General features: G+C 68.9%; 12 protein-coding genes and 2 pseudogenes. 9 read left to right on the forward strand and 5 right to left on the reverse strand.

What is annotated here, in order from left to right:
• Nucleotides 1-331, reverse strand: a pseudogene (locus QOL99_RS10050) (PucR family transcriptional regulator); the annotation flags it as partial.
• A gap of 122 nt (nucleotides 332-453) precedes the next feature.
• Between QOL99_RS10050 and QOL99_RS10055 the strand changes: the two are divergent.
• From QOL99_RS10055 to hpaE, 3 genes are read left to right on the forward strand one after another with little or no spacing between them, the layout of a single operon-like run.
• A complete protein-coding gene (locus QOL99_RS10055; RefSeq protein ID WP_285523507.1) occupies nucleotides 454-1,254 on the forward strand; it encodes a fumarylacetoacetate hydrolase family protein in 801 nt (266 codons plus the stop codon).
• The gene (locus QOL99_RS10060; protein ID WP_285523509.1) at nucleotides 1,251-2,060 is read left to right on the forward strand and encodes a hypothetical protein; all 810 of its coding nucleotides are present in this window, start codon (nucleotides 1,251-1,253) and stop codon (nucleotides 2,058-2,060) included. The genes QOL99_RS10055 and QOL99_RS10060 overlap by 4 nt, the downstream gene beginning before the upstream one ends.
• A 9-nt stretch (nucleotides 2,061-2,069) precedes the next feature.
• The gene (gene hpaE, locus QOL99_RS10065) at nucleotides 2,070-3,626 is read left to right on the forward strand and encodes a 5-carboxymethyl-2-hydroxymuconate semialdehyde dehydrogenase (RefSeq protein WP_285523511.1); all 1,557 of its coding nucleotides are present in this window, start codon (nucleotides 2,070-2,072) and stop codon (nucleotides 3,624-3,626) included.
• Nucleotides 3,627-3,685: 59 nt separating this feature from the next.
• On the opposite strand, the gene QOL99_RS10070 is transcribed toward hpaE, so the two are convergent.
• A complete protein-coding gene (locus QOL99_RS10070; RefSeq protein ID WP_285523513.1) occupies nucleotides 3,686-4,030 on the reverse strand; it encodes an endonuclease domain-containing protein in 345 nt (114 codons plus the stop codon).
• An 89-nt stretch (nucleotides 4,031-4,119) separates the two neighbouring features.
• On the opposite strand from QOL99_RS10070, the gene QOL99_RS10075 reads away from it, so the two are divergent.
• Genes QOL99_RS10075 through hpaI form a run of 5 tightly spaced genes read left to right on the forward strand, consistent with a single transcriptional unit; the run spans nucleotide 4,120 to nucleotide 8,995 of the window.
• The gene (locus QOL99_RS10075) at nucleotides 4,120-4,935 is read left to right on the forward strand and encodes an NAD-dependent epimerase/dehydratase family protein (RefSeq protein WP_285523515.1); all 816 of its coding nucleotides are present in this window, start codon (nucleotides 4,120-4,122) and stop codon (nucleotides 4,933-4,935) included.
• A gap of 1 nt (nucleotide 4,936) precedes the next feature.
• Nucleotides 4,937-6,424: a 4-hydroxyphenylacetate 3-monooxygenase, oxygenase component gene (hpaB, locus tag QOL99_RS10080; protein WP_285523517.1), complete on the forward strand. Its 1,488-nt coding sequence runs from the start codon at nucleotides 4,937-4,939 to the stop codon at nucleotides 6,422-6,424.
• Nucleotides 6,417-7,403, forward strand: a complete 987-nt coding sequence (gene hpaD, locus QOL99_RS10085; RefSeq protein WP_285523519.1) for a 3,4-dihydroxyphenylacetate 2,3-dioxygenase — start codon at nucleotides 6,417-6,419, stop codon at nucleotides 7,401-7,403. Before hpaB ends, hpaD begins: the two co-directional genes overlap by 8 nt.
• Entirely contained in the window at nucleotides 7,393-8,241 is an 849-nt protein-coding gene (gene hpaH / locus QOL99_RS10090; RefSeq protein WP_285523521.1) for a 2-oxo-hept-4-ene-1,7-dioate hydratase, read from the forward strand. Before hpaD ends, hpaH begins: the two co-directional genes overlap by 11 nt.
• On the forward strand, nucleotides 8,231-8,995 hold the full coding sequence (gene hpaI, locus QOL99_RS10095) for a 4-hydroxy-2-oxoheptanedioate aldolase (protein WP_285523523.1): 765 nt from the start codon (nucleotides 8,231-8,233) through the stop codon (nucleotides 8,993-8,995). Before hpaH ends, hpaI begins: the two co-directional genes overlap by 11 nt.
• 228 nt (nucleotides 8,996-9,223) lie before the next feature.
• Here the strand turns inward: hpaI and QOL99_RS10100 are convergent, their stop codons facing one another.
• The 3 genes from QOL99_RS10100 to QOL99_RS10110 form a co-directional block, all read right to left on the reverse strand.
• Nucleotides 9,224-10,654 carry a DEAD/DEAH box helicase gene (locus QOL99_RS10100; protein WP_285523525.1) on the reverse strand — a complete coding sequence of 477 codons (1,431 nt, stop codon included), beginning with the start codon at nucleotides 10,652-10,654 and terminating at the stop codon, nucleotides 9,224-9,226.
• 289 nt (nucleotides 10,655-10,943) lie between these two features.
• Nucleotides 10,944-11,156 (reverse strand): hypothetical protein, encoded by a 213-nt coding sequence (locus QOL99_RS10105; protein WP_285523527.1) that lies wholly within the window; start codon nucleotides 11,154-11,156, stop codon nucleotides 10,944-10,946.
• A 12-nt stretch (nucleotides 11,157-11,168) separates the two neighbouring features.
• Nucleotides 11,169-12,101: an SPFH domain-containing protein gene (locus tag QOL99_RS10110; RefSeq protein ID WP_285523529.1), complete on the reverse strand. Its 933-nt coding sequence runs from the start codon at nucleotides 12,099-12,101 to the stop codon at nucleotides 11,169-11,171.
• 197 nt (nucleotides 12,102-12,298) lie between these two features.
• On the opposite strand from QOL99_RS10110, the pseudogene QOL99_RS10115 reads away from it, so the two are divergent.
• A pseudogene (locus QOL99_RS10115) lies at nucleotides 12,299-12,608 on the forward strand (branched-chain amino acid ABC transporter permease); the annotation flags it as partial.

Raw genomic sequence — 12,608 nt, forward strand, 5'->3', positions numbered from 1 at the left:
GCGCCAGCAGCGCGTATTCCGCCGCCACCGGACCCAGGCCCGCCCACTCCGGGGGCACGGCCAGCGTGAGGCTCCCCACGTGCCGCTCGCCGCTCGCGTCCCCGTAGCTCAGGCGGCGGGTGACTTCCGGCCACGCCGCCTCCCCCGCTGCGGCCACCACGTCGCCCCAGCTCGCGCGAATCTCGGCCCGGCCCCCGGTCAGCCGCGCCAGCCGGGTCACGAGTTCCCGCTCCGGCTGCGGCCCACCGACCGCTTCCCGCAACGAAACGAGCAAGGCCGCTATGCCCGGCAGCGCGAGGAGGTCGGGGAGGGGGGGCGAGGTGTCCCCCATTTGTCCCAACCTACAACGGCAGGAAGCTGAATTCACGCCCCGCACAAAGGAAGTCACCGGGAAGCGGGCCGTATGCTGGAAGGCACAACCCCACGTTTTCCCGCCACGAACGGAGAGTCACCTTGAAATACGCCCGCTTCATCGCCGGGGGCCGCCCCCTGAACGGCCATCTCCACGACGGCCACCTGATCGACGCTGCCGGAGTGGCCCACGACCCCGACTCGGTGCAGTTCCGCCTGCCCGTCGACCCGCCCAAGGTCATCGCCCTCGCCCTGAACTACCACGACCACGCGGGCGAACTGGGGCTGACGCAACCCAGCGAACCCGCCCTGTTCTGGAAGCCGAACACCACCCTGCTGCCGCACCGGGGCACCGTGATCTACCCGCGCGGCGCGGAATTCATGCACTACGAGGTCGAACTCGGCGTGATCCTCGGCCGCGACGCCCGCCGGGTCAAGGCGAAAGACGCGATGGACTACGTGGGCGGGTACACGGTCGGCAATGACCTCGTGGTGCGCGACTACGTGACCAATACCTTCCGCCCCCCCCTGCGCGGCAAGGGCTGGGACACCTTCGGGCCGCTGGGACCGTACTACGTCACTGCCGACGAGATCGCGGACCCGCACGACCTCACCCTCACCGCCCATGTGAACGGCGAGCTACGCCAGCAGGGCTCCACCCGCGACATGATCTTCTCGATTCCCGAACTGATCGAGCACATCAGCCGCTTCATGACCCTCCAACGTGACGACGTGATCCTGACGGGTACGCCCAAGGGCATCAGCCACGTCCACCCCGGCGACGTGATGCGGCTGGAGGTGGGGGGGCTGGGCGTGCTGGAAAACGGCATTCAGGAGGAGGACGCAGGGGCCGAGCCGATCAAGGGCAAGGAATCGAAGGAAGGGGAATGGGACGGGCGGTGAACCACAAAGGCGCGGTGCTGGCGGCCCTCGCTCTGGCCGGGCTGGCTCTGGCCGCGCCGCACCGCTACGAGATGCGCTCCTTCGTGAACGTGGAGGGCAAGGTGGGTGGCGTTCAGCCCGCCTTCGCGTGGTGCGACGCGCCGGGGCGGGTGCTGGTTTTACGCCAGTTCGACACCCCCGCTGGCCCCGCACGACGGAATGCCCCTCAGTACACCGTGACGGAACTCTACGAGTGGCCCAAAACCCGCGCTGGCCTGGGAAAGCTCCGCCGTTCAGAAGTTCGGATCGGGTGGCCGGACGCTGGAGCAGGCCAGACCTTCCACTCCCTCAAGGCGACTTCCGGTCCACGCCAGGGCCAGAGCGGGCACCTCCGCACCAGCACCGTCGAGAACGAAGACCCCGCCTACCGCATGACCCGTGTCAACGAATTCCGGCTGAACGGCACAAGCTACCGCTGCCGCTACCAGCCCCAGGCCGTATTCATGGGTTCGACGGCCCAGCGGACGGTCATCGTGTGGGACAACGGCAGGGCGGCCACCTACGCCACGCGGAACTTTGACGGGACGCCGGGGATGTACGTGACGGGCGGGAAGGTGAGCTACGACGAGCTGGGGCCGGAGTACATCTTCAGCGGGGCGGGAGGCTACAGCTACCGCGTCAAATATCACGACTCTTCCGCATTCGTGCAGGTACGCAGAAACGGAAAGATGCTGCAAAGCGAGCATTTCCTGGCCTACTCGGTGTCTATGCCGACGCCCTCAACCCCAATCCCCACAGTGCCCATCAAATACCCCTCCACTCCCTGAGGAGCGATCATGACCCAGACGGCCAGCACACCAAATCACGACCTCGCCCGCGAGCTGCGCGAAAGCAAACTCAGCGGCGGCCTGCGCCACTTCATCGGCGGCGAGTGGGTGGACTCCCAAAGCGGCGAGACGTTCCAGACCCACACGCCCACTGACAACTCGCCCCTGACGACCGTAGCGAGCGGGGACAAGGCGGACATTGACCGGGCCGCCCGCGCCGCGCACGACGCCTTCCAGACCTGGCGCGAGGTGAGCGGGGCCGAGCGCCGCAAAATCCTGCACAAGATTGCCGACCTGATCGAGGCCCGCGCCCAGGACATCGCCGTGCTGGAGAGCATCGACACGGGGCAGGCCATCCGCTTCATGAAGTCGGCGGCGGTGCGCGGCGCGGAGAACTTCCGCTTCTATGCCGACCGCGCCCCCGCCGCCGGAGACGGCCAGAGCCTTCCGGCCCCCGGCTTCCTGAACTACACCCTGCGCCAGCCCATCGGCCCGGTCGGCGTGATTACCCCGTGGAACACGCCCTTCATGCTGAGCACCTGGAAGATCGCCCCGGCCCTCGCGGCAGGCTGCACGGTGGTCCACAAGCCCGCCGAGTGGAGCCCGGTCACGGCGACGCTGCTCGCCGAGATCATGGACGAGGCAGGATTGCCCAAAGGCGTGCACAACCTCGTTCACGGCTTTGGCGAAAGCGCGGGCAAGGCGCTGACCCAACACCCGCTGATCAAGGCGATCGCCTTTGTGGGCGAGACGGTCACGGGGAGCCACATCATGCGGCAGGGGGCGGACACCCTGAAGCGTGTTCACTTCGAGCTGGGCGGCAAAAACCCCGTGGTGGTGTTCGACGACGCGGACCTGGACAAGGCGCTCGACGCCGTGGTCTTCATGATCTACAGCCTGAACGGGGAGCGCTGCACCTCGTCGAGCCGCGTGCTGATCCAGCAGGGCATCTATGACGAGTTCACCGCCCGCATCGCCGAGCGGGCGCGGAACATCCGCGTGGGCGACCCCCTCGACCCCGACACCGAGGTCGGGCCGCTCGTTCACCCCCGGCACTTCGAGAAGGTGATGTCCTACTTCGGCAAGGCCCGCGAGGAAGGGGCCACCATCGCGGCGGGCGGCGAGCGCGTGGGCGGGGCAGGCAACTTCGTCTCCCCCACCCTGTTCACCGGGGCCAGGAACGACATGCGGATTGCCCAGGAGGAAATCTTCGGGCCAGTCCTGACCGCCATTCCCTTCCGCGACGAGGCCGAAGCCCTGCACCTCGCCAACGACGTGAAGTACGGCCTCGCCGGGTACCTGTGGACGAACGACCTCACGCGGGCGCACCGCTTTGCACACGGCCTGGAGGCGGGGATGATCTGGGTCAATAGTGAAAACGTGCGCCACCTGCCCACGCCCTTTGGCGGCGTAAAAAACAGCGGCATCGGGCGCGACGGCGGCGACTATTCCTTCGAGTTTTACATGGAGACGAAGAACGTCGCGATTTCGCTGGGGACGCACAAGACAGCGAAGTTGGGGGTGGGGCAGCCGCCCGTGACGCAGAAGGAGGGGGCGGAGGGATGAGGAGGAGCGCCGGTCACACGCCCCCTCTCCCCAACCCCTCTCCCGCGGGGGGAGAGGGGCTACCGAAGTGCGCCAGCTATTCGCTCCAGCACGCCCTCCAGGTTGTCCGTGACCTCATTGTTCCAGAAACGCAAGATACGAAAGCCACGGGCAGTCAGTTCGGCATCTCGAACAGTGTCGTAGTTACTGCCTGCATGTTGACTGCCGTCGACTTCAACAATCAGCTTCCGTTCCAGGGCAACAAAATCCGCGATGTAAAAACCGAGCGGCTGCTGACGCTTGAACTTCACCCCCAGCATACGTCCTGCCCGCAAGTGTCGCCACAGCAACTCTTCCTGCGGCGTGGAACGCTGCCGCAGGGCACGTGCCCGCTTCGTACCCTCCTGACGCGGAAACCGATCCACGCCCGCAGCTTAAAGCCCTCCCCCCTTGCGGGGGAGGGTTGGGAGGGGGGTGTCAGCCGCAGGCTGACCAGCTCAACAGGAGACCCCCAATGACCCCCCCCATTCACACCGTCCTCCTCACCGGAGCCGCCGGGCAGGTCGGCTCGGCCCTGCGCGACGGCCTGCGCGGGCGCTTCCCAGTCCTGCGCCTGACGGATCACCGCGACCTGGGCGAAGCGCAGCCCGGCGAGGAAATCATCCCCGCTGACCTGACGAACTTTGACGAGGTCCGCGCCGCGATGGAAGGTGTGGACGCTGTGATTCACCTCGGCGGCATCGCGGACGAGCACACCTACGAGCGCATTCGCGACGTGAACATGGACGGCACCTATCACGTCCTCGAAGCGGCGCGGCAGGCGGGCGTGCGGCGGGTGGCCTTCGCCTCCTCCATTCACGCGGTCGGCTTCTATCCCCGCTCGGAGGAAATCGGCCCCGACGTGCCGGTACGCCCGGACACCTATTACGGCGTCAGCAAGGTCTTCGGGGAAGCGCTGGGCCGGATGTACTGGGAGCGGTACGGCCTGGAGTTCGTGGGCGTCCGCATCTGCTCGTTCCAGCCGGGGCCGAAGGATGCCCGCCACCTCTCGACCTGGCTCAGCCCGCGTGACGCGGTGCAACTCTTCGAGCGGGCCGTCACCGTTCCCGACGTGGGCTTCCTGATCGTCGCGGGTATCAGTGGCAATACCCGCCGCTGGATGACCGAAGAAGGCTGGGACGTGCTGGGCTACGTGCCCCAGGACGACGCTGAAGCTTACGCCGCCGAGGTCGAGCACCTGCGCGGCGACCCCTCGCACATCACCGAGCAGCGGCAGGGCGGCATTTTCGTGGACCCCCTGTATACCGGCCTCGCCGGGAAGGAGACCTGAGATGGCAGCCATCACCGGACAGCAGTTTCTTGACCGCCTGCGGAAGAGCCCGCCCACCCTCTACATCGACGGGGCGCGGGTGGAGGACCCCACCACCCACCCCGCCACGCGCAACATGTGCCAGTCGCTCGCGGGGCTGTACGACCTCCAGCACCAGCCGGAGCTGCGCGAGAAGCTCACCTACGAGGAAGGCGGCGAGCGCCACCCCATGAGCCTGATGGTGCCGCGCACGAAGGAAGACCTCGCCCGCATCGGGGAGGCGCACCGCATCCGCGCGAACTACTCGCTGGGCTTCCTGGGCCGCGCTCCCGACTACATGAACGCCAACGTGATGGCGGCGGGCATGGGCGCGGGCTACTTCGCCCGCTGCGAGGTGGAGGGCGACCACCAGCCTGACTTCGCGGGCAACATGCGCCGCTACTACGAGTACGTGCGCGACCACGACCTCTGCCTGACGCACGCGCTGACCAACCCGCAGGTCAACCGCGCGAAGATGGCCTCCGAGATGCCCGACCCCTACATCGCCCTGGGCATCGTGGAGGAGCGCGAGGACGGCGTGGTCATGCGCGGCGCCCGCATGATGGCGACCCTGCCCATCGCGGACGAGATTCTGGTGTTCCCGTCCACGGTCCTCAAGGAGAACGCCGACAAGAGCCGGTATGCGATGGGCTTCGCGATCCCCACGAACACGCCCGGCCTGAGCTTTCAGTGCCGCGAGCCGTTCGACGTGGGCCGCGACCCGGAAGACCACCCGCTCGGCAGCCGCTTCGACGAACAGGACGCCTTCGTGATCTTCGACGACGTGCTGGTGCCCTGGGAGCGCGTCTTCCTGCTGTACGACGTGGAACTGGCGAACAAGGCCTACGCCGCCACCGACGCCGTGCTGCACATGGCCTATCAGGTCGTGAACCTGAAGGTCGCCAAGACCGAGGCGTTTCTGGGCACCGCGCAGAGCATCGTGAACGCGATCGGTTCGGGGCAGTTCCAGCACGTCCAGAGCAAGGTGGCCGAGATCATCGTGACCCTGGAGATCATGAAGGCGCTGGAGGTCGCCGCCGTCGCGGGGGCCACCGTCAACGAGTACGGGGTGATGACCCCGGCGCGTGGCCCGCTGGACGCCGCCCGCAACTACTATCCGGCGATGTACGCCCGCCTGCCCGAACTGCTGCAACTGCTCGGCGCGTCCGGGATCATCATGATGCCGAGCAAGGCCGACCGCGAGGGAACGCTGGGGCCGCAGATCAGCAAGTATCTGCAAGCCGGGAACGCGAGCGCAGAAGACCGGCTGAAGCTCTTCCGCCTCGCCTGGGACATGTCCATGAGTTCCTTCGGCGGGCGCCAGAGCCTCTACGAGAAGTTCTTCTTCGGGGACCCGGTGCGGATGCATTCGGCGCTGTACGAGGTGTACGACAAGGGGCCTGCTGTGGAGCGCATCGGGCAGTTTCTGAAGCGGACGGAAAAGCCCGAAGGGGTGGCGGCGGATGACTGAGCCTTCGACCAATTCGCGGCCCGACATCATCCGTATCGCGCACACGGCCTTCACCGTGACGGACCTCGCCGCCTCGCGCGACTTTTACGTGGGGCTGCTGGGCCTGAACGTGCTGCACGAGGAACCGGGGGCGCTCTACCTGCGCGGCGTCGAGGACCGCGAGTGGACGCTCAAGCTGGAGCAAGCGCCCGAAGCGGGCGTGCGCCACCTCGCCTACCGGGTGCGGACGGACGCCGACCTCGACGCTCTGGTGGCCCTGGCCGAGCGCGAGGGGCTCCCCTACCGCTGGGAGGAGGACCTCGACCGGCCCCGGCTGCTGCGGATGCAGGACCCCTTCGGCGTGCCCGTTGCCTTCTACCGCGAGAGCCGCACGCACCCCTGGCTCCTCCAGGACTACCACCTGCACCGGGGGCCGGGCCTGCAACGGGTGGACCACGTCAATGTGATGACGCCCGACGTGGGCAGCATGATGGCCTGGTACGGCTCTCAATTGGGCTTCCGCGCCTCGGAGCTGACCGAGGACGAGGAAGGCCGCATCTGGGCCGCCTGGATTCAGCGCCGGGGCGGGGTCCACGACCTCGCCATGACGAACGGCGCCGGGCCGAGGCTGCACCACTGGGCCTACTGGATGCCCGACGCCATGAGCATCATCCGGGCGTGCGACATCCTCGCGGGAGCGAGGCAGCCCGAACGCATCGAGCGCGGGCCGGGGCGGCACGGCATCTCCAACGCCTTTTTCCTGTATGTCCGCGACCCCGACGGCCACCGCATCGAGCTGTATACCTCCGACTACATCACGGTGGACCCCGATTTCGAGACGATCCGCTGGCAGCGCGACGACCCCCGCCGCCAGACCCTCTGGGGGGCCAAGACCCCGCGCAGCTGGTTCGAGGAAGGCTCGCGCATGGAGGCGTTCGGCGGCGGCTGGGAAGCGCTGACCGAGAGCGAGCTGAAGGGGATGCCCATCAATGTCATCTGAGGGGTCCGCCGAGCGGGTCATTCCCGACGACGCCCTGCCCGGCCTCGCCGCCGAGCTGGAAGGGGCGGAGGCAACGGGGGTGCAGCTCGCTCCCTTCTCCGAGCGCTTCCCCGGCATGACGATTGCCGACGCCTACGCCGTGCAGCGGGCCTGGGTCGCGCAGAAGGTGGCGGGGGGGCGGCGCACCCTCGGGCACAAGATTGGCCTGACCTCGCGGGCGATGCAGATGGCCTCGCAGATCACCGAGCCGGACTACGGGGCGCTGCTGGACGACATGTTCTTCGAGCCGAACGGGGACCTTCCCCTCTCGCGCTTCGTGGCGCCGAAGGTGGAAGTGGAGCTGGCCTTCTTGCTCAAAAGCGACCTGCATGGCCCCGGCGTGACCGTGTTCGACGTGCTGCGGGCCACCGAGTACGTGACCCCCGCCGCCGAGATCATCGACGCCCGGATTCAGCGGGTAAGCCGGGAGACGGGCAGACCCCGCCGGGTCACCGACACCATCGGCGACAACGCCGCCAACGCCGGAGTGATCGTCGGTGGGCGGGCGATGCGACCCGACGACCTCGACCTGCGCTGGGCGGCGGCGCTGTGCATCCGCAACGGCGTGGTGGAGGAAACCGGGGTGGCGGCGGGTGTGCTGGGGCATCCGGCGGCGGGGATCGCCTGGCTGGCGAACCGTCTCGCGCCGCACGGGGAGGGGCTGAAGGCCGGAGAGCTGGTGCTGGCCGGGTCGTTCACCCGCCCGGTGGACATCGCCTCCGGGGACGTGTTCACCTTCGATTACGGACCGCTGGGCACCTTCTCGTGCCGGTTCGCGGGGGCAGCGCGTGGCGGCTGACAACAGCTTCAAGGCGGCGCTGGGGCGCGGAGATACCCTCTACGGCCTCTGGCTCTCTCTCGCGGATGCCTATAGCGCCGAGGTCTGCGCCGGGGCAGGCTTCGACTGGCTGGTGGTGGACGGGGAACACGCGCCCAACGACCTGCGGAGCATCCTCGCGCAGCTTCAGGCGCTCGCGGCTTACCCCTCTGCCCCGGTGGTGCGCCTGCCCGTGGGCGACCCGGTGCTGGTCAAGCAGGTGCTCGATATTGGGGCCCGCACCCTGCTGATTCCGATGGTGGAGTCGGCGGTGCAGGCCCGCGAGATGGTGGCGGCGACCCGCTACCCGCCGCAGGGCGTGCGCGGCGTGGCAAGTGCCCTCGTGCGGGCGAGCCGTTTTTCGCGGGATGCGAACTACCTCCAGCACGCGAACGACGGCATCTGCCTGCTGGTCCAGGTCGAGTCGGTGAAGGGGCTGGAAGCGCTGGACGCCCTCGCAGCGGTGGAGGGCGTAGACGGCGTGTTCATCGGCCCCGCCGACCTCGCGGCGAGCCTGGGCCACCTGGGGAATCCGGGGCACCCGGACGTACAGGCGGCTATCCGGGACGCCGCCTCCCGCATCCGGGATGCAGGCAAGGCGGCGGGCATCCTCGCGACCGACGAGGAAACGGCGCGGCGCTACCTCGGCTGGGGCTATACCTTCGTGGCGGTGGGTGTGGACGTGCTGCTGCTGACCCGCGCCAGCACGCAACTTCTGGGCCGCTTCCGGGGCTAAGCGGGGCTGCTCGTCACGTGACGAGCAACTGAAGAGGGAGGGGAAAGCCACCCACGGCCCTCCCCTCCCTGCGCCACGTGGCCCAGTATCTAGCGGCGGCGACGGGCGGCCTGCGGGCCGACGCGCCCGGCTCCGGTGCCCGTGTCGAGGCGCTGGGCATTGTGGGGGTGGGGCTTGGCCGCCCGCTTCTGGCCCTGCTCGGCGCGCCCGTGGTTGGAAGGTCCGGCGTCACGCGGGGCGCGGCCCTGAGGCTGGCCCTGGCCTCCGGGGCGTCCGCCCCCGCGCCCGCCGCCGCTGCCCTGGCCCTGCTTTTCCTGGATGGCCTTGTCGATCTGGGCCTCCTCGCGGGTCAGGGGCGGCTGGGTGGCGGCGGGCAGGCCCCGGCGCACGTTGCGCCACAGCTCGCGCTGCTCGGNCGCTGCCCTGGCCCTGCTTTTCCTGGATGGCCTTGTCGATCTGGGCCTCCTCGCGGGTCAGGGGCGGCTGGGTGGCGGCGGGCAGGCCCCGGCGCACGTTGCGCCACAGCTCGCGCTGCTCGGGAATCAGGAGGACGAGGTTCACGCCGGGACGCCCGGCGCGGGCGGTGCGGCCCGAGCGGTGGACGTGGTCCTCGGAGGTGGAGGCCACGTCCATGTGAATCACCAGCCGGACTTCCGGCAGGTCGATGCCGCGCCCGGCGATGTCGGTGGCGACGAGCACGCGCGACTTGCCCTCGCGCAGCAGGTCCATGGTGCGCTCGCGCTTCTTCTGGTCCATGTTGCCCTGCAGGGCGCTGACCTCCTCGCCGCGCAGCAGCTCGCCCAGGCGCTCGGCGCGGCGCTTGACCAGCGACTTGGTGCGGCAGAAGATCACCACGCAGCCGCCCGGGGCACGCAGCGCCTCGCGGGCGTGTTCGGCAGCCACGTCCAGCACGTCCTCGCGGGTGGTGTGCAGCAGCAGGTGGGTCGCCCCGGTCGCACCGCCCAGCACGTCGCCGTTCCCGTTGGAAGCCTCCGAGGAACGGGCGGGCGCGATGTCGATGCGCTCGGGCGAGTGCATGAAGCGCTCGGCGACCTCGCGGATGGCGGCGGGAAAGGTCGCGGAGGCCATCGCGATCTGGAGGTTCTTTCCGGCGGCCGACTGGGCCGAGCGCAGGATGTCGCCCACGTCGCGCAGGAAGCCCAGCGAGAGCAGCTCGTCGGCCTCGTCGAGCACCACGTAGCGCAGGCCCGCCAGGGACAGTTCGCCGCGCGTGATCAGGTCCTTGAGGCGGCCCGGCGTTCCGGCGATCACGCCCTTGCCGCTGGCCTCAGTGCGCGTCTGCGAGGGGCTGATGCCCCCGGTGATGCGCCCGGCGGTCATGCCGAGTTCACGGGCCACGTCGCGGATCTGCACCGCCAGCTCGCGGGTCGGCGTGACCACCAGCACCTCGGGACGCATCCCGCGCGTGGGCGCCATGCCGATGCCGCGTGCGGCCGCCGGAATCAGGAAGGCGAGCGTCTTGCCGCTGCCGGTGCGGGCGGTGGTGATCACGTCGCGCCCGGCGAGCAGGGCAGGAATCGCCCCGGCCTGCACCGGCGTCGGCGTGCGGTCGCCCAGCAGGGTCTGCCAGTCGGTGATCGGGGCGGCGGGGGCAGTGGAAGCAGCGGCCCGCTGGGGCCGGTTTCTGGTCTGGGTCATGGGTGTCCTGTCGGCAGAACACACCCTGGGAGAGCCGCCGGGAGGGGCAGCCGTCCGGGTGGAGGCGCAGCGCTGGAGAGAGCACTGGGGAAGAAAAAGAACGCCTCAGGCGGCTGTGGGCCTGGTTCTCCGCGCGGGAAGGGGGGGTCGTCTGCCTGCTGTGGGGGTCTGTTCTGCCGGAAAGGTCGACTTCACAGACAAACGCGTCAGTATGCCTCACCTCGCGCCCAGAACAAAGTGGCCCGGTATCAAGTGGCCCCGGACGGTGGGAGGTCCGGGGTCAGGCAGGTCAGGGCATTTCGTCTGTGGCCGGGGGGGCGGGGGGCTCCTCTCTGGCCTTTATTCGCCCGGCCTGACGCACGCTCTGGGTGAGCAGGTACTCGATCTGGGCATTGACCGAGCGCAGGTCGTCGGCGGCCCAGCGTTCGAGGGCGGCGTACAGCTCCGGGCTGATTCTCAGGGGGAAGTTCTTCTTGCCGGGTGGGGTCTTGCGGGGGGGCATCTCGGCCCCTTCCTAGTACAGGCTGCCCGCGTTGACGACAGGCTGGGTGCCGCGCTCGCTGGTCAGGACGACGAGGAGGTTGCTGACCATCTGCGCCTTGCGTTCCTCGTCGAGCTGCACGATGTCCTGCCCCTCCAGTTCGCGCAGGGCCATCTGCACCATGCCCACGGCCCCCTGCACGATCAGTTGCCGGGCGGCGATGATCGCGCTGGCCTGCTGACGCTGCAGCATGGCCCCGGCGATCTCGGGCGAGTAGGCCAGATGCGAGAGCCGCGCTTCGAGCACCTCGACGCCCGCGTGCCGCAACCGGGTATCGAGTTCGCGGCCCAGCGCCTCGGACACCTCGTCGGGGTTGCTGCGCAGCGAGAAGCCCTGGCCGTCGTGGTCGTCGTAGGGGTACTGCGCGGCGAGGTGCCGCAGGGCGGTCTCGGCCTGAATCGCCACGAACTCGGAATAGTCCTCCACGTCGAAGACCGCGCGGGCCGTGTCCACCACCCGCCACACGATCACGGCGGCGATCTCGATGGGGTTGCCCATCTGGTCGTTGACCTTGAGCCGCTCGGAGTTGAAGTTGCGGATTCGCAGCGACACCTTCTTGCGGACCGTGAAGGGATTGGTCCAGTAAAAGCCGTTGCGCCGCTCGCTGCCCACATAGCGCCCGAACAGGGTGATCACGCTGGCCTGATTGGGCTGCACGATGAAAAAGCCGCCCAGCGCCAGCATCATCAGCAGGCCGCCCACAACCAGGACCGCGGTCAGGGCAGGCGGTCCCAGGTTGCCCAGCAGCGCCAGGGCTGCCAGGGCCGCCGCGAGCAGCAGCCACAGCAGGATCGCCGGAATGCCGGGCAGCCCGAAGGCGGGCCGTTCCCGGCTGGCGATCCGGGGATCGGACGAGACGCCCCCGGCGGGGCCGACGGTGGCAGGCGCTTTTTCCAGTTCGCTCATGGGAGTCTCCAGGCACCGGGGAATGTCCGGTACGTATCAGAGTGATATCACATTGATACGTACCGGGCCAGGGGGAGGAGTTGCCGGGGCGAGGAGCAATCCGTATCGTGAAGACCTCCACAATCTGAAGGTCGCCTGAAGGTCGCCCTCCCGAATCTTCCCCTTTCCGCCGCAGGAGTGCCGCATGGAGCCGTGCTATGGACATCTTTGATCCCGCCATTTTTCCCATCCTGGTCGCGGACGGGCTGACGAACGGCGCGGTATACGCCCTGCTGGCGCTCGCGCTGGTGCTGGTGTTCGCGGTGACGCGCATCATCTTCATTCCGCAGGGCGAATTCGTGGTGTTCGGGACGCTGACGCTGGCCTCGCTGCAGCTGGGGCGGGTGCCGGGGACCCTGTGGCTGCTGCTGGGGCTGCTGGCGCTCGCGGCGGTGATGGAGGCCGTCTCGCAGGTGCGGCGGGGGCAGGCGGGCCGGGGCCTGCTGACGCTGGCGGGGGCCGCCGGGG

The sequence above is a fragment of the Deinococcus rhizophilus genome, assembly GCF_030271215.1.
Lineage (GTDB): Bacteria > Deinococcota > Deinococci > Deinococcales > Deinococcaceae > Deinococcus > Deinococcus rhizophilus.